The organism is Rhizobium sp. AC27/96 (genome assembly GCF_001692325.1).
Taxonomy (GTDB): Bacteria; Pseudomonadota; Alphaproteobacteria; order Rhizobiales; family Rhizobiaceae; genus Rhizobium.
In genome coordinates, this window is sequence record NZ_LXKN01000046.1 from 281,053 (window position 1) to 303,526 (window position 22,474).

Annotated in this window: 22 protein-coding genes and 1 tRNA gene; 9 read left to right on the top strand and 14 right to left on the bottom strand. The window is 59.6% G+C overall.

The window, feature by feature from the left end; genetic code table 11:
- Positions 1–9: 9 nt before the first annotated feature.
- The 6 genes from A6U86_RS26745 to A6U86_RS26770 all read right to left on the bottom strand — a co-directional run bounded on the left by A6U86_RS26745 (position 10) and on the right by A6U86_RS26770 (position 7,278).
- Positions 10–894 (bottom strand): WcbI family polysaccharide biosynthesis putative acetyltransferase, encoded by an 885-nt coding sequence (locus A6U86_RS26745; protein ID WP_068397500.1) that lies wholly within the window; start codon positions 892–894, stop codon positions 10–12.
- Positions 895–951: 57 nt separating this feature from the next.
- Positions 952–2,007, bottom strand: a complete 1,056-nt coding sequence (locus A6U86_RS26750) for a GSCFA domain-containing protein (protein WP_068397502.1) — start codon at positions 2,005–2,007, stop codon at positions 952–954.
- Complete coding sequence (locus A6U86_RS26755) at positions 2,004–2,861, bottom strand: WcbI family polysaccharide biosynthesis putative acetyltransferase (protein WP_068397505.1); 858 nt, start codon at positions 2,859–2,861, stop codon at positions 2,004–2,006. Before A6U86_RS26755 ends, A6U86_RS26750 begins: the two co-directional genes overlap by 4 nt.
- Positions 2,862–3,379: 518 nt before the next feature.
- Positions 3,380–3,456 (bottom strand) — tRNA-Arg (locus A6U86_RS26760).
- 124 nt (positions 3,457–3,580) lie between these two features.
- Positions 3,581–5,101, bottom strand: coding sequence for a HAMP domain-containing sensor histidine kinase (locus A6U86_RS26765; RefSeq protein WP_068397508.1), 1,521 nt, complete (start codon positions 5,099–5,101; stop codon positions 3,581–3,583).
- A gap of 167 nt (positions 5,102–5,268) precedes the next feature.
- On the bottom strand, positions 5,269–7,278 hold the full coding sequence (locus A6U86_RS26770; protein ID WP_083196998.1) for a methyl-accepting chemotaxis protein: 2,010 nt from the start codon (positions 7,276–7,278) through the stop codon (positions 5,269–5,271).
- A 417-nt stretch (positions 7,279–7,695) separates the two neighbouring features.
- Between A6U86_RS26770 and rpmH the strand changes: the two genes are divergently transcribed.
- From rpmH to yidC, 3 genes are read left to right on the top strand one after another with little or no spacing between them, the layout of a single operon-like run.
- Positions 7,696–7,830, top strand: a complete 135-nt coding sequence (rpmH, locus tag A6U86_RS26775; RefSeq protein ID WP_034488840.1) for a 50S ribosomal protein L34 — start codon at positions 7,696–7,698, stop codon at positions 7,828–7,830.
- Positions 7,831–7,855: 25 nt separating this feature from the next.
- The gene (rnpA, locus tag A6U86_RS26780; protein WP_034488842.1) at positions 7,856–8,257 is read left to right on the top strand and encodes a ribonuclease P protein component; all 402 of its coding nucleotides are present in this window, start codon (positions 7,856–7,858) and stop codon (positions 8,255–8,257) included.
- Positions 8,257–10,065 (top strand): membrane protein insertase YidC, encoded by a 1,809-nt coding sequence (gene yidC, locus A6U86_RS26785; protein WP_068397516.1) that lies wholly within the window; start codon positions 8,257–8,259, stop codon positions 10,063–10,065. Before rnpA ends, yidC begins: the two co-directional genes overlap by 1 nt.
- Positions 10,066–10,136: 71 nt before the next feature.
- Here yidC and A6U86_RS26790 read toward each other — a convergent pair whose 3' ends face one another.
- Both A6U86_RS26790 and A6U86_RS26795 read right to left on the bottom strand, forming a co-directional pair.
- Positions 10,137–11,111 carry an alpha/beta fold hydrolase gene (locus A6U86_RS26790; RefSeq protein WP_068397518.1) on the bottom strand — a complete coding sequence of 325 codons (975 nt, stop codon included), beginning with the start codon at positions 11,109–11,111 and terminating at the stop codon, positions 10,137–10,139.
- A gap of 102 nt (positions 11,112–11,213) precedes the next feature.
- Positions 11,214–12,047, bottom strand: a complete 834-nt coding sequence (locus A6U86_RS26795) for a GyrI-like domain-containing protein (protein WP_068397522.1) — start codon at positions 12,045–12,047, stop codon at positions 11,214–11,216.
- 174 nt (positions 12,048–12,221) lie between these two features.
- Here A6U86_RS26795 and yihA point away from each other — a divergent pair, with 174 nt between their 5' ends.
- Positions 12,222–12,881, top strand: a complete 660-nt coding sequence (yihA, locus tag A6U86_RS26805) for a ribosome biogenesis GTP-binding protein YihA/YsxC (RefSeq protein WP_068397529.1) — start codon at positions 12,222–12,224, stop codon at positions 12,879–12,881.
- Positions 12,882–12,964: 83 nt separating this feature from the next.
- On the opposite strand, the gene A6U86_RS26810 is transcribed toward yihA, so the two are convergent.
- The 3 genes from A6U86_RS26810 to A6U86_RS26820 all read right to left on the bottom strand — a co-directional run bounded on the left by A6U86_RS26810 (position 12,965) and on the right by A6U86_RS26820 (position 14,879).
- Positions 12,965–13,522, bottom strand: coding sequence for a fasciclin domain-containing protein (locus tag A6U86_RS26810; RefSeq protein ID WP_068397532.1), 558 nt, complete (start codon positions 13,520–13,522; stop codon positions 12,965–12,967).
- 107 nt (positions 13,523–13,629) lie between these two features.
- On the bottom strand, positions 13,630–14,343 hold the full coding sequence (locus tag A6U86_RS26815; RefSeq protein WP_068397535.1) for an anti-sigma factor: 714 nt from the start codon (positions 14,341–14,343) through the stop codon (positions 13,630–13,632).
- On the bottom strand, positions 14,340–14,879 hold the full coding sequence (locus A6U86_RS26820; protein WP_068397537.1) for a sigma-70 family RNA polymerase sigma factor: 540 nt from the start codon (positions 14,877–14,879) through the stop codon (positions 14,340–14,342). Before A6U86_RS26820 ends, A6U86_RS26815 begins: the two co-directional genes overlap by 4 nt.
- Positions 14,880–15,060: 181 nt before the next feature.
- On the opposite strand from A6U86_RS26820, the gene argB reads away from it, so the two are divergent.
- Positions 15,061–15,948 (top strand): acetylglutamate kinase, encoded by an 888-nt coding sequence (argB, locus tag A6U86_RS26825; RefSeq protein ID WP_068397540.1) that lies wholly within the window; start codon positions 15,061–15,063, stop codon positions 15,946–15,948.
- 57 nt (positions 15,949–16,005) lie between these two features.
- Here the strand turns inward: argB and A6U86_RS26830 are convergent, their stop codons facing one another.
- Positions 16,006–16,848: an oxidoreductase gene (locus A6U86_RS26830; RefSeq protein WP_068397542.1), complete on the bottom strand. Its 843-nt coding sequence runs from the start codon at positions 16,846–16,848 to the stop codon at positions 16,006–16,008.
- 143 nt (positions 16,849–16,991) lie between these two features.
- Between A6U86_RS26830 and A6U86_RS26835 the strand changes: the two genes are divergently transcribed.
- Entirely contained in the window at positions 16,992–17,888 is an 897-nt protein-coding gene (locus tag A6U86_RS26835; protein WP_068397544.1) for a LysR family transcriptional regulator, read from the top strand.
- Here the strand turns inward: A6U86_RS26835 and A6U86_RS26840 are convergent, their stop codons facing one another.
- A complete protein-coding gene (locus A6U86_RS26840; RefSeq protein ID WP_068397546.1) occupies positions 17,889–18,659 on the bottom strand; it encodes an isocitrate lyase/phosphoenolpyruvate mutase family protein in 771 nt (256 codons plus the stop codon). It abuts the gene before it with no gap.
- A gap of 214 nt (positions 18,660–18,873) precedes the next feature.
- Here A6U86_RS26840 and A6U86_RS26845 point away from each other — a divergent pair, with 214 nt between their 5' ends.
- The gene (locus tag A6U86_RS26845) at positions 18,874–19,578 is read left to right on the top strand and encodes a pyrimidine 5'-nucleotidase (protein ID WP_068397935.1); all 705 of its coding nucleotides are present in this window, start codon (positions 18,874–18,876) and stop codon (positions 19,576–19,578) included.
- Positions 19,579–19,691: 113 nt separating this feature from the next.
- Positions 19,692–20,396: a calcium-binding protein gene (locus tag A6U86_RS26850; RefSeq protein ID WP_068397549.1), complete on the top strand. Its 705-nt coding sequence runs from the start codon at positions 19,692–19,694 to the stop codon at positions 20,394–20,396.
- Positions 20,397–20,462: 66 nt separating this feature from the next.
- On the opposite strand, the gene A6U86_RS26855 is transcribed toward A6U86_RS26850, so the two are convergent.
- Positions 20,463–21,335 carry an LOG family protein gene (locus A6U86_RS26855; protein WP_068397553.1) on the bottom strand — a complete coding sequence of 291 codons (873 nt, stop codon included), beginning with the start codon at positions 21,333–21,335 and terminating at the stop codon, positions 20,463–20,465.
- A 212-nt stretch (positions 21,336–21,547) separates the two neighbouring features.
- Between A6U86_RS26855 and dapD the strand changes: the two genes are divergently transcribed.
- Positions 21,548–22,405 carry a 2,3,4,5-tetrahydropyridine-2,6-dicarboxylate N-succinyltransferase gene (gene dapD / locus A6U86_RS26860; protein WP_068397555.1) on the top strand — a complete coding sequence of 286 codons (858 nt, stop codon included), beginning with the start codon at positions 21,548–21,550 and terminating at the stop codon, positions 22,403–22,405.
- The last annotated feature ends 69 nt before the right edge of the window (positions 22,406–22,474 follow it).

Consider the following 22,474-nt stretch of genomic DNA (forward strand, 5'->3'; position numbering starts at 1 on the left):
CGATACGAATTATGCCGCGTCGATATCGAGCGTCTCAGTGCCGGTCTCTTCGGCTATCACCGACTTCACAAGCTCGAAGCGTTGGCGAAAACGCGGATCGATGGTGATCTCGTCGATTGGATAGTTTGAATAGGCCGCAAAGCTCTGCTCCATGAAATCCTGCAGCGAGATCAGCCTGTATTCCTGATAGCGCTTGAACATGTAGGAGCCTTCGACGCCGAGGGCTTCCGCAATCTCCGGATAGACCGGAAAGCACACCCCCGTCATGATCAGGTCTGCCGGTACGATATCCGTGGGATTGGGCTCGATCCCGCATGATTGAAGGTAGGTGTGGGCAATGTCGTGGATGGGGCGGGCTTTCGAGTGATCAATGCCGTGCATGAAGCTCTCGCGACGCCCCCAGGATCTGAACGGAGCCGAAATATCCAGCCCATATCGAGCGAAATTGTCCATCAGCTGCTGACGCTCGCCCTCCCAACGGTTCAAGAATCCGCACCGCTCGAAAATATCGCGCCGGAAAAGAGAGCACGCTCGCTCGACGCTCAACCCCGCCCTGAAGGCCGCCAGTCCTATCATCGAATGATAGGCACCCATGACACCGTTGAAAATCCCACCCCCCATGAGGGTGAAACAGACATCCGGATGATAGGCGTCAAACGCTATCGAAGGGATTCTGTCCAGCTTGGCCGCGGTGGAGAAATCACAATAGCCCTGCTCGATAAAGGGATGAATGATCACCCTGTCATAGTCCGGAATTTTCGGCTGATAGCTGTTGAGGTCCGCCTTCAGGTGCCAGATGGTGACAGCATCGATCTCGATGTCATTGGTAAGCAGCCGCAGCGAGTTTGCCAGGTTGTGCGTCTGTGCGTTTGAAATGACCAACCACGATTCCACGAAAAACTCCCATGCATATCTTGTGTGAGCGGCGAACCGGTACCCATTGCCCTCACATCAGGGGCGCAGCATCTCGATTTCGCGCTCGTCACAGACCACGTCCTGAAACTCGGCGACGGGAGGTGGCAACATCTCGAACTTCCTCGCCGACGCGTCGGCCGGCTGGGATACGTAGTGCCGGACGAAACACCGCATGACGTGCGCTACGCCAAGGTGGTTTACCTCGCGATAGTCGTCCTCGTAGTAGAGGCCGCCAGCATAGCTTCCGGTGATGATTTCGTAGGAGGGAAAATAGTCCACCCAGTCGAAGCGTGAGAGCATCTGCTCGGCTGCCACGCGCAGCACGGATTTGCTGTAGGTTGTCGAAACCAGGACGCTTCGGTTCTCGTAGGTCGCGACCAGCGGCACCGGAGAGACCGTGAGCAGCACCTTCACCCGGGGATTCACCGCCTTCAGTTTCTTGAGGAAAAGAGACAGATCATCATTCACGTTGTCCAGGGTAAGATTGATGAACTCGTGCTGATCGGGGTCGAAAGAACCAGCGGTGACGCCAGGCGCCAGGGGAAAGATGGAACCGTCCGCCTTTGATCTCCATGCCTCGGTAAGCCCGAGAGTGAAAACCAGGACGTCGGAATCGGCGAAAACCGACCGGACCGCCGCAAGATGGCGCCTGCGCGCCTCGGCAACGGCCTTGGCTGTTTCATAGCCATCCGGCTCGACCTGCGGGCGATAGGGATCGACAAACCTGCCGTCCTTGCGCAACCACGCCTTCTCCAGGGGAACACGGCCCTCGAAAGCCTCATCGAAAAGCTGAAGCAACTGCCGTGAGGTGTAGATATTTCCATATCGCGCCGAGAAAACGCCGAAGTTGCGCTTAACGCGCTCCGCTTCGGAAAGCTCGCTTCCCTTTTCGGTAATGAAATAATGAAAGCCGATGCGCTGGATCTGCCGCGAAATATGCTGAGCGAAACAACTGCCGGCGGTTGCGACTTTCGACGTCTTGTCGATCGTGAACCTTGGATTCACGATCGGATCGAACATGTGCGTTTCCACCCGTGCGACAGACCGCCGCCATAGTTGGTAATCCTGAATTCCGGCATATGGATTCGTCATGCATGTATCTCCGCCACAACGCTTGTGACCTGATGAAAACGATTGCGAAAACCGGGCTCGACCTGAATTTCATTCAGATCGTATCCCCGATAGACCTCGAAGCTGCGCTCGATGAATTTCTGCAGTGAGATCAGCTTGTATTCGCCCGGAAGCTTGAAGAAATACGAGCCATCGACGCCGAGCGCCTCTCCGATCTCGGGATAGACTGGCAGGCAGCCTGCCTCCACCATCGTGTCAAACGGCAGAATATCCGTCTTGTTGATCTCCACGTTCTGACTTTTGAGAAACGCCCGCGCGATATCGAAAATCGGCTGCGCCTTTGGATGCCCCAAACTGTGCATGAAAATTTCGCCGCGTGACCAGCGCCGGAAGGAATTCGACAAGTCGATTCCGAAGGTTGCGAATGTTGCAATGAGCCTGTCTCTCGCAGGCTCCCATCGCGCAAGAAAGCCGCATCGCTCGTAAACGTCGCGGCGAAACAACATGAGCGTCTCCTCGATGCCCAATCCCGCCTGGAAGGCCGCGAGCGCGATCATCGACTGGCTGGCGGCCATCGGCTCGGTAATTCGCGTTCCCCTTGCTCCAGCAAAACAGAAATCCGGATGGTAAGCATCAAATTCCAGATTCGGAATCCTGCAGAGATTCCGCGCCGTTGAGAAATCATAGCCGCTAAGCTCGACCTCGGGATTTACAATCACCCGATCATAGGTCGGGATCTTCTCCGCATATTCCTGCGTATTCCGCTTGAATTGCCACACATCGACGCAATCAAGATGGAAGCTGTTGCTCAACAACTGCAACGAACGCGCAAGACCATACGTGTTGCAGTTGGAAACCAACAGCCAACGCTCCATGGCACGCCCCTAACATATGCGCATTGACATCAAAATCCCGCCAACGCGATGCCGAATAGATAGCCCCTATGCTATTCAAGGCTCGCGATGTGCAGTCCCTGGTTCTTTTGTTATCGGAAGGACAGAAGAGTTATTCTTCAGTCGTAGAAAGACCTGTCTCAGCTGGCTCCATTGATGCTCCCAACGCAATTAAGCGATGCATGAAGTAAACTGGCTGTGTCTTTGCAATTCTATACAGATAGCGTCGCCCCCAGTCCGGTAGCGTCATATCGTGGAAACGCGCCATGATTTCAGGCCGCTGGCGACTTCGCCGAAACCGAGTATTGGCCGGCAAGCTGCGCAAGCTCGATGCGAGCCATGGGCCGAGCGCGAGGTGATTACCACCGACGGATCAGGGCGATCTTTCGCTACGACTGGGGGATGCCTCGTGCGATTGCAGTTCACGCAAGAGCGAGCAAGATACTGGTTCTGCGCAGCAATTCGCCGCGTTTTGAACTAAACCAAAATTCAGAAAGAAATGGCGCACCCGAAGAGATTCGAACTCCTGACCCCCAGATTCGTAGTCTGGTGCTCTATCCAGCTGAGCTACGGGTGCGTGCCGAAACGGAAGGAACCGTTTGGTGTGGCGGTTCTCTAAAGCCTCCCTTGAGGGAATGCAAGTGGATTTGTGAAAAAGATCGCGATTTTCGTGCAAGATGCCGGCAAGAGACTGAAAATACTCAACTTTCTTGGAGGCTCCGGCTGCGATAATCGTCGAGGGATACCGGTCGGTCGGGAATTTCGATTCGGAACTGCGTTCCCGCTGCCGGCTTTTCCACCAGCGCAATGGTGCCGCCATGGGCCAGCACAAGCTCTCTCGCAATCGCCAGGCCAAGGCCGGTACCGCCGGAGCGCGCGGAGCCACGGAAGGCGGTAAAGAGGTTTTCGCGGGCTTTCTGCGGCATGCCGGGGCCGGTGTCATCGACGGTGATGCTGACGACGCTGCCGATTCGATGCGCCGAGACGGTGATGCGCCGGATGCTGTCCGGCGTAATCTCGCCAAAGGCGATCAGCGCCTGATGGGCATTGCGGCAGAGATTGTGGATGACACGGAACAGTTGCTCGCTGTCGGCGTCGACCTCCAGCTCGGGGCTCAGCTGCTCGACGAATTCTATGCCGCTTTCGGGATCGATCGCCAGGATATCGCGCACCTCGCCGATAAGCTCGACGAGGTGAATCTTGCGCCGGCGCGGGGCGGATTCGGAGGTCTGGCCGTAGGACAGAACCTCGGTCGTGTAGCCGACGGCGCGATCGATCGTGCGCAGCAGCTTGGGCGCAAAACGTTTGACCATCGGATCATCGACATCGACCAGCCTGTCCGACATAAGCTGCGCAGCCGACAATATGTTGCGCATGTCGTGGTTGATCTTCGACACGGCGAGGCCGAGGGCCGCCAGATTTTTCTGCTGCTTCAGCGTCTTCTGCAGCTGCGACTGCATCGAGGCCAGATGACGGCCGGCAACGGCGAGCTCATCGCCCCCCTTATCGGGCACCAGCACGCGGCCCGGATCTTCCGGATCGTCCGAATAGGCCTGCATGCTGTCGGTGAGGCGGCGGATCGGCCTGATCATCATGCGGTTGATTGCAAAGAAGATCAGCGTCGCTGTGAAGAGCGAGATCAGGATCGACATGAAGAAGACGCTGCCGGAATAGGCGAGCATCGCATTGCGCAGACGCGTATCCTTCAGCACCACCTCGATCCCGGTGCCGGCATCGCCGCCGACAGGGCCAAAGACGCGGATGATGCGGTTGCCACCGAACAGCAGCGTATCGAGCGCGTCCTTGATGGCCGTCAGCTGCGACACATCGCTCAGATCATACATGTCGTCGACGGAAGCGGGCATTTCAGCCGTCGCCAGCAAGCGCGACGTGCCGTCCTTGCGCAGGACGATGGCCCGGGTGCCGGTGGCCATCAGGGTTTCCTTTTGCAGCGCGCGGGGCAGCTCGGCCGGCTGCAGGCCGTCGATGACGATTGCGGCAGCGGCGGCCGTGCTCAGGCGATCTTCCAGCCAGCGCAGCCGCATATTGGCAACGGAGGGCACGAAGATCAGCACTTCGGCGATAAGAATGAAGCCGACGGTGAGGATGAGAAGCTTGCCGGAGAGGCCGCCGAAAATGCCCGTAGGCCTGCAAAACTGGGACAGACGACCCTTCTCGGCCTTGCCGGCCTTCGCGGTATCCCTGCCCTGCTCACTATCCATTTCAATTGTCCCGCTTCGCCGCTAAGCGACCTGATGGCGACGTATCGAAACCAGATAATAGGTGATTATGGGCTTTTTTCCAATCGCTTCCCGGCTTTGAAACCGCAACAGGCTCGGAAAGGACGGTGGCGGCGCTCACGCAAGGCCGCACCGCCCTTGCGAAGAGATCAGAATTCTTCCCAATTCTGCGTCGTGGTGGCCGGCGATCGGGCAGCACTGCCGCCAAAGGCCGTCGCAACCTTGTCGATCATCCGGCGTGCCGGCGAGGCCGCCGGACGATGCGTTTCGGCCCGCGCCGGCACCGGAGCGGACAGGGTGCCGACATCGACCTTGAAGCGGGAAACAAGGCGCACCAGACCATCGGCCTCGCCCGCCAGACGATGCGTCGCGGCCGAGGTCTCTTCGACCATCGCGGCATTGCGCTGCGTGACTTCGTCCATCTGATTGACGGCCTTGTTGACCTCGGACAGGCCTGTTGCCTGTTCGCGCGCCGCCGTCGCGATGGAATGGATATGATCGTTGATCTTGAGCACGCGGGCTTCGATGGTCGCCAGCGCCGAGCCGGTGTCCTGCACCAGCTTGACGCCGACCTGCACCTGATCGCCCGATTTGCTGATCAGCGCCTTGATATCCTTGGCCGCAGTGGCGGAGCGTTGGGCAAGCTCGCGCACTTCCTGGGCAACGACGGCAAAGCCTTTGCCCGCCTCGCCGGCACGCGCCGCTTCCACGCCGGCATTCAGCGCCAGCAGATTGGTCTGAAAGGCGATATCGTCGATGACGCCGATGATCTGGCTGATTTCGCCTGATGCCTGCTGGATGCGGCCCATGGCGTCGATGGCGTTGCGAACCACCGTGCCGGAGCGGGCGGCATCGTCCTTGGCCTCGCTGACCATGACGCTTGCCTCGCGTGCCCGTTCCGTCGAATTCTGGACGACGGAGGTGATCTCGTCGAGCGCCGCCGAGGTTTCCTCGAGAGCGGCGGCCTGCTGTTCGGTGCGCTTGGAAAGATCGTCGCTGGCGTGGCGCAGCTCATTGGTGTTGGAGTTGATCGAGCCCGTGGTCTCGCGCACTTCGCGCATGGTGCTCTTGAGCGTTGCAAACGTCGCATTGACGTTCTCCTGCAATTCCGCAAAGGCGCCCTGGAACTCACCCTTCATCGCCTGCGTCAAATCGCCATCGGCCAGGCTTGCGATGACGCGGCGAACCTCGCCGATGCCGGCATCGACGCTGACAAGCAGCTCATTCACATTGCCGGCGAAACGATTGAGATTGGCGTCGCCATAATCCCTATCGATGCGGCGGCTGAAATCGCCGGCGGCGGCAGCCGAAACGGCCAGCGACATGCTCGATTGAAGCTCGTCGCTTCTGGCGCGCATGGCCGTTTCCTCGGCGTTCATACGGCGAACGGCATTGCCGTTTTCCTTGAAGACATCGACGGCGGCGGCCATTTCGCCGATTTCGTCGGCGCGGCCGGCAAACGGAACCTCGATATCGAATTGCCCGTCGGCAACCTGCTTGATGGCGTCCGTCACCTTGCGGATCGGGCGGCTCAGGTGGACCGTACCGATATAGGTGCCCAGGCCGACACCGGCGCCGATACCGACGATCATGATACCAAGGACGACCCAAAGAACGTGATCGTGAAAAGTCGCGATCTCGCTTTCAGCCCTGGCAAGCTCTGCCTTGTCGGCCTGGACGACGGCATCGATCTCGGCCTGGAAGGCTTTGCGATTGGCGCGGTTCGCCTCGTTGTTTCCCTGTTTGCTGGCTGCATCCGGACCGTCCGTCACGCCGAGGCGGGCCGTCTCCGTGCGGAAGCCGCGAAACTCCTGGGCGCGGGTCTGCAATTTGGAAAATTCCGCCTTTTGGGCATCGGGAACCAGAGGCGCCCATGCCGCAAGCACCTTGTCGATCTCATCTAGATCGCTCATCAGCCCATCGGCAAAGTTCTTGGAATCCTTCGCCGAAGCGGCCGCGTAAATACCGCGCGCTTCCATGACGACCGCGGTCACGTAGCGATTGAGGTGCTCGCCCATATAGGCGCGGCTGGCTGTCTGCTCGTAACTCTGTAATTTCTGGTCATATTGATGCAGAGCATAAAGAGCGGTGGCACCGATCAAGAGTGCCGCGCCAGTCATAACTGATACAAGCAGATTTATTTTGCCGCGAATTTTCACAATATACCTCCGGCGCCGAGCCCATCCCCCAGAAATCGACGGGTTTTCCCGGCATATACCTAGATATCGGCTAAATTGATTAATGTTATATTGCGGTAATTTTAATCAAAACGCGCCTATTCGGCGCTATTTCGGGCCTATATTTAAGTAATTACTGAATTATATTGCTGGCGCCGTAGTCGAGCAGACGGAATGCTGGAGCAGTGCGCGGCGATGGGCGATCGACCGGCTGAAATCCCTGATTCAAAGGAATTTGCGGCGGTATAATTGACTCTCCGGGCCTTGATCCGTATAAGCCCGCGCACGTCCGGTCACGGAGCCTGCATTTGCGGGCCAAGTCCGTTCGCCATAATCAACAACGCTGCTTGCTGTTAAGGCAAAGCTCAAGAAGGGCCGCACTCCGCGGTGTTTAAATAAATGAAGCGTACCTATCAACCATCCAAGCTTGTTCGCAAGCGTCGCCACGGCTTCCGTTCGCGTATGGCCACCAAGGGCGGTCGCGCGGTTCTTTCCGCTCGCCGTAGCCGCGGCCGCAAGCGTCTTTCGGCCTAACGGCCGAAATGCCCGATAGTCGAGGATGGCGGGCAAATTGACGAATGAACGACCCAATAAGACTGTCGGGCGGCTGAAAAGCCGGCCGCAGTTCCTTGCAGTCCGCGAAGGTGAGAAGCGCAGAGGCGGCTTCTTCCTCCTAGAGATGCTGGACCGCAAGCTTGCCGACGCCGACCCCCGCGTTGGTTTTACCGTTACAAAAAAACATGGCAACGCAGTGGAGCGTAACCGCATGCGGCGCAGGCTGAAAGAAGCCGTGCGGCTTCATGCCGGGTTTGCAATGCAGCCCGGACACGACTATGTGGTTGTCGCGCGGCGCGATGTGCTGACCGCACCTTTCGAAAAATTGGCAAGCGAACTCGTAAGCCGCATCGAAACCAGGCCGAAACATCGGCGGTCGGAAACGGACCGCTCCAGGAAAGTATGATGGAAAACAAACGCAATTACTTCATTGCAATTGCACTGTCTGTGCTGATTGTTCTTGCCTGGCAGTTTTTCTATATGAACCCGCGCCTTGAAGCGCAGCGCCAGGCCGAACAGGCCGCCAAGCTGCAGCAGCAGTCGCAGCAGGCCCAGCAGACGACGCCCGCAGCTGCGGGCGCAGGCGCCGCGGTCAACGGTTCACTGCCGGCAGGCGGCCAGACCGCGCCGACGGTCCTGTCGCGCGACCAATCGGTTGCCAAGACCGCCTCTTCGCGCATCACGATCGATACGCCCGCACTCGCCGGCTCCATCAACCTGGAGGGCGCGCGCCTCGACGACCTCAGGCTCAAGACCTATCACGAGACCGTCGACAAGAGCAGCCCGATCATCACGCTGTTCAGCCCGGCCGACACCAAGGATGGTTACTTCACCGAGCTCGGCTATGTCGGCAGCGACGCCACCGGCGCAGTCCCCGGCCCTTCGACCGTCTGGACGCTCTCGAGCGGCGACAAGCTGACCGACAAGACGCCGGTAACGCTCACCTTTACCAATGACAAGGGCATCACCTTTTCGCGCACGATTTCGGTCGACGATCGCTACATGTTCACGATCAGCGACAAGATCGCCAACAGCGGCCAGGCACCGGTTTCGCTGTCGAGCTATGGCCGCGTCACCCGTTACAACAAACCGGAGACGCCGTCTGCTTACGTTCTGCACGAAGGCTTCATCGGCGTCATCGGCGATGACGGCCTGATCGAGACCAAGTACGCAGCGACCGAAAAGGAAGCCACGACGCCCGCCAAGTCCACCGGCGGCTGGCTCGGCATGACGGACAAGTACTGGGCCGCGACCATCGTGCCGCCGCAGGCGACCGCCTATGATGCCCGTTTCTCGCACTTCAGCGACGGCACGCCGCGCTATCAGGCCGATTACAAGCAGGACGCCATCACGGTTGCTCCCAGCCAGTCGATCGAACTGAAGAACCTCGTCTTCGCCGGCGCGAAAGAAGTACCGGTCATCGACCGTTACGAGACCAGCTACTCGATCCCGCGCTTCGACCGCCTGATCGACTGGGGCTGGTTCTATTTCATCACCAAGCCGATGTTCAAGCTGATGGATTTCTTCTTCCGCTACTTCGGCAATTTCGGCGTCGCCATCCTTTGCACCACCATCGTGGTCAAGGCATTGTTCTTCCCGCTCGCCAGCAAGCAGTATGCTTCGATGGCCAACATGAAGCGCATGCAGCCGAAAATGGAAGAGCTGAAGGCGAAGTTCGGCGACGACCGAATGGGGCTGCAACAGGCGACGATGCAGCTCTATAAGGAAGAGAAGATCAATCCGATCGCGGGTTGCTGGCCGGTGCTCTTGCAGATCCCGATCTTCTTCTCGCTCTATAAGGTGATCTACATCACCATCGAGATGCGCCATGCGCCGTTCTTCGGCTGGATCCAGGACCTTTCCGCTCCGGACCCGACCTCGATCGTCAATCTCTTCGGGCTGCTGCCGTTTGCGGCTCCGACCATCCTGCATCTCGGCGTCTGGCCGATGATCATGGGTGTCACCATGTTCCTGCAGATGCGCATGAACCCGACGCCGCCGGATCCGACCCAGGCGATGATCTTCACCTGGATGCCGCTGGTATTCATGTTCATGCTGGCAAGCTTCCCGGCCGGCCTCGTCATCTACTGGGCCTGGAACAACACGCTCTCGGTCATCCAGCAGTCGATCATCATGAGGCGGCATGGTGTGAAGGTGGAACTCTTCGACAATCTGAAGGGCCTGTTCAAACGAAAACCGGCACCATCGAAATGAACCAAAAAGCCCCGCTCTCGCGGGGCTTTTCTTTTTCGAGAAGTATATGATCTTGCGACGAGGTGGCCGTCTCATGGCGCATGGCCTGCGTTGAGATGCTGACGGAAGAACGCCAGAACCTCCTTATCGAACGACTTGTGGAACGAAGCCCTGTCAAACCCTGCCCGATCGGAGCAAATCTCCGGCTGTGATTTGGCCAAGGCCGGTGGGCATGGCGCCAGGAAGGCGAAATGCGCCGAGCCGGGCACGAGGTGAAAGTCAGGCTTGCTCGGCAAATTGTCCTCAAGCATGGCGACGCTCTTCGGCAGCACGCCGTCGCCGCCCCGCTCGGAACTCCAGAGCTGGATGGGTGCTTCGACGCTCCTCAGGCTCTCCTTGGTCGAGAAGAAGCTCAGTGGATCGGCAAGGACGAAAGCCTTGATGCGTGGGTCACGTGCGAGCGGCGTTGCCGGTATTTCGTTTCGGCGGATTTCGCCGCAGATCGGAGCCGGCTCGGGGCATGGAACGGTAGGATCGCCGAAATCCGGAACGGCGCCGGCGAGCACGAGGCCGGTATAGCCGCCGCGGGAAAAGCCGAAGAAACCGATACGGTCCGGATCGATCTTCGCTCTCTCCTTCCAGCCGGCCAGCAGAAAATCGATGAGACGCTTCACGTCCTGCGGTCGCTGGAACATGATCGAGATATCGCCGGCCCGACTGGGATCGGAGAAATTGTCGCCGGGATGATTGAGCGCGACCACCAGGAAGCCCTTATCCGCAAGCGTCTCGGCAACGTCGTGATGATTAAGGGAACCGCCGCCGTGGCCATGCGAGATGACGACCAGCGGCAGTTTCTCGCCTGCGATAGCGCAGCCACGCACGGCTGGGACAGTGATCGGCCCGAGTTGGACTTCGTTTGCCTGGGTCGCGCAGGGCGACCAGACAAAGCCTTTCAAGGCGGGGCCGTCTGCACCGGCCGGCACTTCGATCGGCGTCAGACCCGCCGCCTGAACCGAGGTTGCGACTAGCCCAAGGGCAATGAGAAAGCCAATTTTGATAAGGTGCATTTTCTTCTCCAGAGAATATCGAAAAACACAAAGGGATAGAGTTCGGCTTATCCCTCGAGATCGGCCGCCCATGCGAAACTGGGATGTGAGGTGCTGGCGCGACTAGGTGCCGTTGGCGCCGCGAATTGGGATCAGCAGATCGGTGGCAATTTCGTGCTCCATCACCTTGGCCGGATGATTGAGGTAAAGCTCGATAACCGGGCGGTCGTCGGGTTCGAAGCCGCTCTGCGGCAGCCAGCTGCCGAAGAGCGTCTGAAAGGTCGAGGAAATCAGGGCGTAAGGTCCCATGAGCCGATAGCTGGCATAGCGTCCGCCCGGCACATCATATCGCTCAAGCCCTTCTGTCGCGGTGCTGTCGCTCGGAAGCACAACTCCAGCGAAATACCGGAACCCCTCGCCCTGCTCCGGATCGCCGGAACCGACGCCGACACGGACGAGATCGGTCCACACCAACCCGGATTCCGATAGTTTTTGGGCGAGACGGCGGAAAGTATGGGGGATGGTCTGGGCGGCCGGACCTTCGTGATGCAAGCCGAATAGCGTCGCCGGTGGTCGATCTTCAATCGTCACCGATTGCAGGTTTGCCGCGATCGCCTGCTGCTGCTGTTGGAAGGCGGTCGGGCTCAGGCCTGTCAGACTGCGAAAGGCACGCGCGAAGCTCTGCGAGCTGTCATAGCCGGCCTCCAAAGCCGCCTCCGTGACCGAGGCGGGGCTCGCGGCCAATTGATATGCCGCCTGCGCAAGCCGTACCCGCCGTATGGTGGCGGCAACGCTTTCGCCTGTCATTGCGCGGTAAAGCCTGTGAAAATGAAAGGGAGAGAAGTGCGCGACCGCTGCCAGGCTTTCGACGGAATGCGGTGCCGACGGATCGACCATGATCGCCTCGATGACCCGCGCTATGCGCCGACGATAGCTCTGTTCGGTGACTGTTTTCATGGTACCGAGCTTTAGCACGATCTGCGTGGTTCAGCGGTGCAGCAATTGCGGATTTTGCCTCGTCGCTCTCGAAATGGAAGAGATGCTCCAGCGCCAATCCGGCGATCAAAACTTGACTTTCGCGGATAAAACCCCGAAGCCAGACCACTCATTCAAGCAAAAGACCGCGAGCGCATGGCAGACCAGACGATAAAAGACGACAAGCCGCTTTTCGGGCGTCCGTGGATTTTCATCCGCGGCGTGCCGGCGATGAAATTTCTGCCACCGGAAGGACCGGCGGAAGTGGCTTTCGCCGGGCGCTCGAATGTCGGCAAGTCATCGCTGATCAATGCGCTGGTCGGTCACAAGGGCCTGGCGCGTACCTCGAACACGCCGGGCCGCACGCAGGAGCTCAATTACTTCGTTCCCGACGGTTTTTCGGGCGAGAATGGCGATCTGCCGCCGATGGCCCTGGTGGACATGCCGGGCTATGGCTATGCGCAGGCCCCGAAGGAACAGGTCGACGCCTGGACGAAGCTGGTGTTCGACTATCTGCGTGGACGCACGACGCTGAAGCGCGTCTATGTGCTCATCGACAGCCGCCACGGCATCAAGAAGAACGATGAAGAAGTGCTGAGCCTACTCGACAAGGCCGCTGTTTCCTATCAGATCGTGCTGACCAAGACGGACAAGATCAAGGAAGCCGGGCTTCCGAGGCTGCTGGCCGATACCGCTGAGAAGACCCGCAAGCGCGCGGCCGCCTATCCCGGCATTCTGTCCACGTCTTCGGAAAAAGGCGATGGCCTCGAGGAGCTGCGCGAGGCCATCAGGCTGACGGTGGGAATTCCCGTCTAATCATTCGCATTCATTCTATGCGCTATGAGGCCGCCGCCCCTTACCCCGCATGGTGAGGCGGCGGCCTTGTCGCCACGAGATGATCACATCTTCGGCAACAACACCTTGTCGACCACATGGATCACGCCGTTGGACTGCTTGACGTCGGCGATGGTGATGTGAGCGGTACCGCCGGCCTCATCGGTCAGGGTCAGCTTGCCGCCCTTGTCCATGGCCTTGATCGTGCAGCCGCCGACCGTTTTCAGGTCGTACTCGCCGCCATTGCTCTTTGCCCATTTCTTGATGGCTGCAGCCATATCGTCACCGGAAACGACATGGCAGGTCAGAATCTTCGTCAGCGTCGCCTTGTTTTCAGGCTTCAGCAGATTTTCGACCGTCCCGGCCGGCAACTTTTTGAAGGCTTCGTTGGTCGGAGCGAAGACGGTGAACGGGCCCTTGCCTTCGAGTGTCTCGACCAAGCCTGCTGCCTTCACGGCCGCCACCAGGGTCGTATGGTCCTTCGAATTGACGGCGTTCTCGATGATGTTCTTGCTTGCATACATCGCTGCGCCACCGACCATCGGGTCCTTGGCGTAAGCCAGGCTCGCGCCGGCCGAAACCATTGCAGCCACAGCGCCGATGCGAATCACGGACTTGATCATGACTTTTCCTCTTCCTCTTTTTTGCCCCGATCAGGCGGGGTCAGAAGAAGATACGGAGGGTATGGAAAAGAGTTTCAGCCGTGATTGTTTTTCGCAGGAAGGTTTCGTCAGGGCAGATGAATGGTGCCCGATGCCACCACTTCGCCCGTGGGCTTGCCGGTCGGAGAGCCGCCGAAGGGCTCGACACTGACCGCGATGATGGCGCCCTCGGTCAATTTACCGTGAAGTTCCGGCGGCAGGGTGATTTCGCCCTCGCCCGTCTGCGGCAGGATGCCCAGCGCCTCGGCCGGATCGCTGCCGCGAATCAGCCAGAGCTCCAGCGATTTCTCTTCCGGCTTGCCGGCGGCGACCGGTGTGACCTTCAAACGGCCGTTGGCGACATCGTAATTGGCCAGCAGACTGATGGCATTGTTCTGGCCGGCGAGCGAAGCGCTGAGCTGCTTGCCGGCGGTCGGACGCAGGGCAGCCTCATTGGTGATCGTGAAGACCAGGACGCCCGCGACCAGAAACAGCGACCCGAAAGCGACGGAACGCCAGAGCGTGAGGGAATTCCAGAGATGTGCGCCGAACGCGGAATCTCCGAAAATCCGCTTCTCTATCTTCGGATATACCGAGGCGGCGGGCGTCACCCTTTCGTATTCCTCGTTGAATTCCGAGAGGTTCTGCTCCCATCGGCTGACAATGGCTGCAAACTGGCGATCGCTGCGCATGCGCCGCTCGACCTTTTGCCGGTCCTCCAGCGAGAGCACGCCAAGGACGTATTCTCCGGCCAGGACTTCATCGCGGGAGCGGCCTCCCTTGCTTTGATCGGGCATACTCATCGGTCCATGCACTCTCTTAGTCTGATCAGGCTTCGGCGCAGCCAGGTGCGCATCGTATTCAAAGGCACCGAATGTTGATCGGCGAGTTCCTGGTAGCTCAAGCCCTCGACATAGGCGCCACGAACAGCCCGCGCACGATCAGCTTCCAACTCTTCCATGCACCTGTCAATGCGCCTGCCCTCTCCCTTGACGATTGCTTGTTCTTCCGGGTCGGGTTCGGTGTCGGCAAGGTCATATGCGGCATCGATTTCATCAGCAACAGGCTTGCGGGCACGAATGAAATCGATCGATCTGTTGCGGGCGATCGCCGTCAGCCAGGGCATTGCCGGTCCTTCGGACACGGCAAATTGCTCGGCTCGCTGCCAGATCTTCACGAAAACCTCCTGCAAAACCTCTTCTGCGTCCGTCTTGTTACCAACGATACGCAGGCAGACGCCGTAGAGTTTCGGACTCGTGCTCTTATAAAGGGCGGCAAAGGCCTTTTGGTCACGCATGGCGACGCGGCCGATAAGCGCTTCCATCTCCTCGCTCGCCATTCGATTCCCCGCTTGCGGCACCTTGGACAATCTTTAAGAGAAAAGTCTCCGCTGGCAAGCGCGGCGGCGAAATCAATTTCGCCAGTTCCAATATGATGCCGAGCAAACTAATCCTGACATCATTATTCCCTCTGTCAAAAACTTGAGATAAAAGGCCGCGAACAATTTCGAAGGGTGCACCATGTCCGAAGCCCACAGCGAACTCCAAGCCAGCCTGCTCGCACAGGCGCTGCCCTACATGCAGCGCTACGAAAACAAGACCATCGTCGTAAAATACGGTGGCCACGCCATGGGCAATGTCGAGCTCGGCAAGGCGTTCGCGGCGGATATCGCACTTCTGAAGCAATCGGGCGTCAACCCGATCGTCGTTCATGGCGGCGGCCCGCAGATCGGCGCCATGCTGACGAAGATGGGCATCGAATCGAAATTCGAAGGCGGCCTGCGCGTCACCGACCAGAAGACGGTCGAGATCGTCGAAATGGTGCTCGCCGGCTCGATCAACAAGGAAATCGTCGCGCTGATCAACCAGACCGGCGAATGGGCGATCGGCCTTTGCGGCAAGGACGGCAACATGGTCTTCGCCGAAAAGGCGCACAAGACCATCAAGGACCCGGATTCCAACATCGAGCGCGTGCTCGATCTCGGCTTTGTCGGCGAAGTGGTCGAAGTCGACCGCACGCTGCTCGACCTGCTCGCCAAGTCGGAAATGATCCCCGTGATCGCCCCGGTTGCTCCCGGTCGCGACGGCGCGACCTACAATATCAACGCCGACACCTTTGCCGGTGCGATCGCCGGGGCGCTCTCCGCCACCCGCCTGCTTTTCCTGACGGATGTCCCAGGCGTGCTCGACAAGCAGGGCCAGCTCATCAAGGAGCTTTCGGTCTCCCAGGCGCATGCGCTGATCGCCGATGGCACGATTTCCGGCGGCATGATCCCGAAGGTCGAAACCTGCATCGACGCCATCAAGGCCGGTGTTCAGGGCGTCGTCATCCTCAACGGCAAAACGGCTCACTCGGTGTTGCTCGAGATCTTCACCGAACACGGCGCCGGCACGCTGATCGTTCCATAGGAAAAACGCCCCTTCCTTTGCAGGAAAGGGCGCGTTTTGCCGTCGGCAACGATGGCATCAGCCGAAGTCGGTCGAGCGGGTGAGATCTTCCCAGGTGGTTATCTCCTCGCTGAAGGCGGCAATTCTTCCGCGCACGAGGTTTAACGCGTCCGTCCCGAGCAAAAGATGGGCGGGCGGGTTTTCCGAAGCTACCAGCGCCAGCATGGCGGCGGCCGCCTTGTGCGGGTCACCGGTCTGATTGCCGCTCTTCTCCTCGCGCGCCTTTCGGATGGGATCGAACAGCTCATCGTAATCCGAGATGCTGCGATCGGAGCGCACCATGGAACGGCCCGCCCAATCCGTGCGGAACGAGCCGGGCGCAACCGCCGTCACATGGATGCCGAACCCCGCTACCTCCTTCGCCAGCACCTCGCTGATCCCCTCCAGCGCGAATTTGCTGCCGCAATAATAGGCAATGCCGGGCATGGTGATGAAACCGCCCATCGAGGTGATATTGATGATGTGGCCGGCGCGGCGACGGCGCATGAAGGGCAATACCGCCTTGATCATCGCAACGGCGCCGAAGACGTTAACGTCGAACTGACGCCGCATCTCGTCGAGCGGCGATTCCTCCAGCGTGCCCTCGTGACCATAGCCGGCATTGTTGATCAAAACATCGATCGGACCCACCTCCTCTTCGATGCGTGTGATGGCCGGCTCGATCGCGGCAAAATCGGTCACATCGAGCAGAACGGCCTTGGCCCGCCCCGGCTGCATGGCCTCGAATTGCGCCTTACCCTCGGCATTGCGAACCGTGCCGACGACACGGTGGCCGGCGCCAAGCGCCGCCTCGGCGAAGGCACGACCGAAGCCCGAGCTGACGCCGGTGATGAGAAAAATCTTGCTGTCTTTCGAACTCATGGGGAACTCCTGGCTGTTAGCGTGGCGCGCTCGATGAGCGGCGCCTTCCCCTAAGTGGATCCGACCTGGTCAGCAGTCCAATATATTGCGGTGTCTTTGTTCATATCTTAAAGATATTTCGCCTCTAAATCGGAAACAGACTGATGGAACTGCGCCACCTCAGATATTTTCTCGCCGTCGCCGAGGAGCTGAATTTCACCCGCGCTGCGCGACGCATCGGTATTGGCCAACCGCCGCTCAGCAATCAGATCCGCGATCTGGAGGACGAAATCGGCGCGCCGCTGTTTCGCCGGATGCCACATGGCGTGGAATTGACGGAGGCGGGGCAAGTCTTTCTGCCGGAAGCACGCGCGATCGTGGCGAAGGCCGGACAGGCAAAGGCGCTGGCGCTGCGAGCGGCGCGTGGCGAACTCGGGCGATTGCGGGTCGGCTTTACCGGCTCGGCGGCGTTCAGTCCGATCGTGCCATCTTCAGTGCGCAGCTTTCGCCGCGCCTATCCGGAAATCGATCTGACTTTGGAGGAGGCGCATACGACGCGGCTGCTGGAGCGGCTTGGCGCCGAGGAGTTGGACGCCGTCTTCATCCGGCCGGGCCACGCAGACCCGCCGGCTTTCCGTTCGCATACGCTTGGCGAGGAAGCCATGGTGATCGCTCTGCCTTCGGGGCACCCTCTGGCGGAGGCGGAGAGCCTGCCGCTGTCGTCCCTATCCGAAGAGCCTTTCGTGCTCTTTCCGCGTACAGCCGGCCCCAGTCTGTTCGACGGGATCATTGCGGCCTGCAGGCACGCAGGCTTCGAACCGATCCTAGGCCAGATCGCGCCGCAGATCACCTCGATCGCCAATCTGATCGCCGTGGAACTCGGCGTCTCGGTGGTGCCGTCGGCAGTGGCGCAAATCCGGGTTCCCGGCGTTACCTATGTTCCGATTGCGGGAAATGGACCGGTGGCGCGGCTGACGCTCGCCACACGCCGCGATGAGCGCTCCGCCGTCGTGCAGAATTTCATCGCGCGCGTGCTGGCGACCAAGGCCGAGCTCGCATGATCAGGACGGACGATAAATCCCCTCGGCCTCGCTTTTCAGCATTCCCATGACCGAGCGGTAGGGCGCCGGCCCATAGCTGATACGGCTGACGCCCAGGCCAGCCATGGTCATGTTGTCCGGGGTTGTCGGGCGCACCATGATGTTGACCGGCAAGGACGAGTGTTCGCAGAGCGCGGCGATCAATTCAGGCTCGACGAGGCCCGGTGCAAAGAAGCCGCTCGCTCCCGCCTCGGCAAAGGCATCGGCGCGGCGATAGGCCTCGTCCAGCAGGATCTGATGGTGCGCCGTGTCGCTTTCCTGCAGAAAGAGATCGCTGCGGGCGTTGATGAACAGCGGTATTTCCCGCCGATCGGCCATCTCCCGGATAGCGCGGATACGTGCCGCCTGCAACTCTATCGGATGGACGCCCTGCCCGCCGACCACCTGATCCTCGAAATTGATGCCGATGGCGCCGTGATCCATGATCTTTTCGACATTAGCCGCGACCGCCTCGGGCTCCACCGCGTAGCCGCCTTCGAAGTCCACGGAAAGCGGCAACGGGCTCGTGACCGAGATCAACCGGGTGGTCACCGCCAGTAGCGACAGCGGTATCGCCTCTCCATCGCCAAAGCCGTTGGCTGCGGCGACGGACCAGCTCCCGGTCGCGAGCGCCTTGGCACCCGCCTCCGTGACCGCCTTGGCCGAACCGGCATCCCAGATGTTGAAAAGAACGAGCGGCTCACCCTTCTTGTGCAGCCGCGCGAATTCCAGCGCCTTTTCCACCTCACTCATCGCATCCCCTCCGAAAAGCCCAGGCGGGCGAATTTCTCTCCACGACCCCAAAGAATGTAAGCTTTTCCTCACTTTGCAAATAGAGCAAAACCCCGGAAATCAATGGTAGAATCATAGCCGGCATTAGATCGCGCGACAATATCTGCAAGGAAGCTCACATATCGGCATGAATATTTTCTTTTCCTTGCACCGGACGGCATGTCATAAGGCGGCCATGAGCCAGACAAAGACGCTATCCGAGCCTTCGGACTTCTCCGACATCCGCGATTGGGTGTTCGATCTCGACAACACGCTCTATCCGCATCATGTCGATCTCTTCGCGCAGATCGACAAGAACATGACGGCCTATGTCTCGGCCCTGCTGCAGATGGAGCGTGAAGATGCCCGCAAGCTGCAGAAGCAATATTACCTCGAGCACGGCACGACCCTGCAGGGGCTGATGATCCATCACGGCATCGACCCCAATGAGTTCCTCGAAAAGGCGCATGCGATCGACTATTCGGCGCTGACGCCGCAGCCGGAACTGGCCGCCGCCATCAAGGCGCTGCCCGGACGCAAGTTCATCTTCACCAACGGCAGCGTCAAGCATGCCGAGGCAACTGCCGGCGCACTCGGCATCCTCGACAATTTCGACGACATCTTCGATATCGTCGCCGCCGATTTCGTGCCGAAGCCGGCCGGCAGCACCTATGACAAGTTCATGAGCCTCAATCGTGTGGATACGAAGAAGGCTGCCATGTTCGAGGACCTGCCGCGCAACCTCACCGTGCCCAAGGCGCTGGGCATGAAAACGGTGCTTCTCGTACCGCAAAACCTGGAGACCGCCATCGTCGAATGGTGGGAGCAGACGACCGGTGAGGACGATCATATAGACTACGTCACCGACGATCTGACGGCCTTCCTCAAGGCACTGGCTTAACCATTCATTAGGGTGGGGTTACGAAAGTTTCATCCGCCTTACAGAGGTTTAATTGGTCGTTTTCGACCACCAGCCGTATCGTTTGACCATTCCTCGACACGAAAGGAAAAGCGATGAACGGGAAAAAACTTCTTCTGACCGGGCTTTCCGCGACCCTTCTTCTGGGTGCTGTAGCACAGGTCGCACTTGCCGCTCCTCATGATGGCAATGATTGGGGCGGCCGTCACCACGGTCATCATCAGGGTCGCTGGCACAGGCCGCATTTTTCGCCTGAAGTCCTTTACGTGCGCATGCTGAAGGAATTCGGCAATCCCGGTGACACGAAGCTGACCAAGGACGAGGTCAAGGCCGGGGTCGACAAGATCTTCGACCAGATCGACGTCAATCATGACGGCCAGATAACCCCCGGCGAATACAAGACCTATCGCCAGGCGCAGATCAAGCAGTGGAAGGCCGAGCACGCCAAGGCCGACGGCGATCAGGCTCAAAATGCCAAACCGCAAGCTGATCAGGCCCAAGGTGACCAGGCTCAGAATAGCCAGGCTCCGACCGCCGACCAATCCAAGGGCGATCAGGCCCAGAATGACGACAACAAGGGTGATAACGGCAACCGCCATCACCGTCCGCATGGCCGCTTCGCGCACGAAGGCGGCTTCATGCGCGGCGCCATGATCTTCCGCTTTGCCGATACCGACCAGAGCGGCCAGATCAGCAAGCAGGAAGCCGAAGACGCCATGAACAAGCTCTTCGATCGCCTGGACCGCAACCACGATGGAGTGGTCAACCTGGACGACATGCCGGGCCGGCCGTTGCTCTAAACCAAGCAACAGTCCCTGCCGATCAAAAGACCCGCCTTCGCGATGCGATGGCGGGTCTTTCTTCGTTTAGTGGCCGTTTTCGTGCTCGTAGAAATCCGTAACGATCTTCCAGGCGTCATCTGCGGTGTCGACGAAGCTGATCAGATTGACATCGTCGGGCGCAATGGTGCCGAATTCGGCAAGCGCATCGAAATTGATGATGCTGCGCCAGAACTTCTCGCCGAAGAGGATCAGCGGCAGGCGCTCCATGCGGCCGGTCTGGATGAGCGTCAGGCATTCGAACAGCTCGTCGAGCGTGCCGAAGCCGCCCGGAAACACGGCAATCGCCTTGGCGCGCACCATGAAGTGCATCTTGCGGATCGCGAAATAGTGGAAATTGAAGCTGAGCTCCGGCGTAACGTAGACGTTCGGCGCCTGTTCGTGCGGCAGGACGATGTTGAGGCCGATCGAAGGCGCACCCTCTTCGGACGCGCCGCGATTGCCCGCTTCCATCACGCCCGGGCCACCGCCGGTGACCACGACATATTCATGGAAATCGAAGCCTGCCGAATAGCGCGAGCAAAGCCGGGCGAACTTGCGCGCTTCCTCGTAGTAGACTGATGCGGCCTCGAGATTGGCGCGCTGCACGTCGTTGCGCGCCGCCCAGGCATTGGTGCCGGGTGCGGGGATACGCGCACCGCCGAACATGACGACGGTCGACTTGATGCCGCGTTCGGTCAGGGACATTTCGGTCTTCAGCAATTCCAGCTGCAGGCGGATCGGCCGCAACTCCTCACGGCAGAGAAAATCCTCATCCGCATAGGCAAGCCTATAGGAAGGCGACATCGACTGCGGTGTGCGCGGCACGGATTCAGCTCGCTTCTTGTCCGCCGAACTCGTCTTCAAGGGGTCCCATACCCCATCCTTGCGCCGCAGCTTGCCGTTCTTCGCCTTGCTCATTTAATCTTGCCTTTCAAATCGATCATGCCGGCCGCTCTGCTTGTGGCAGTGACGGCCAAGCCCTTGCATATGTCCCTACAGCGGCCCGATGCCAAGCTCAATCGGCGCGGAAAAGACATTCCATTTTCGGCATCCATGCTATAGGACCAATCGACCCTCTCCGGACCCGCTGCCGGAAACCACGATAGCCACTGACGTTTTAAGGAATTCCCATGAGCGCAACCGATCTCGCCTCTCTCGAAAAGACCATCGAGGCTGCCTTCGACAATCGCGACAATGTGAACACGTCGACGCGCGGCGAAGTTCGCGACGCCGTGGAACTGGCACTGAATCTGCTCGACGGCGGCAAGGTCCGCGTGGCCGAGCGTGGTTCGGACGGCAATTGGACTGTCAACCAGTGGCTCAAGAAAGCCGTGCTGCTTTCCTTCCGCCTGAACGACATGAAGATCGTCGAAGGCGGCTCCGGCGGTGCGACCTGGTGGGACAAGGTTCCTTCGAAATTCGAAGGCTGGGGCGAGAACCGTTTCCGTGAAGCCGGCTTCCGCGCCGTGCCGAACGCCGTCGTGCGTCATTCCGCCTATATCGCTCCGAACGCCATCCTGATGCCGTCCTTCGTCAATCTCGGCGCCTATGTCGGCGAAGGCACCATGGTCGACACCTGGGCGACCGTCGGCTCCTGCGCGCAGATCGGCAAGCATGTGCACCTGTCCGGCGGCGTCGGCATCGGCGGCGTGCTGGAGCCGATGCAGGCCGGCCCGACCATCATCGAGGACAATTGCTTCATCGGCGCCCGTTCCGAAGTCGTCGAAGGCTGCATCGTTCGCCAGGGCTCCGTGCTGGGCATGGGCGTTTTCATCGGCAAGTCCACCAAGATCGTCGACCGCGCCACCGGCGAGATCACCTATGGCGAAGTGCCGCCCTACTCTGTCGTCGTTGCCGGCTCGCTGCCGAACAGCAATTTGATGGCGAACGGCCAGCCGGCTCCCAGCCTTTATTGCGCCGTGATCGTCAAGCGTGTCGACGAACAGACCCGTTCCAAGACCGGCATCAACGAACTGCTGCGCGACTAAATCTGAATTCGGGAGCGTGGTGGCCACATCACGCTCCCCTTATGCTTGCCGGGTGAGCATGCCCGTGCG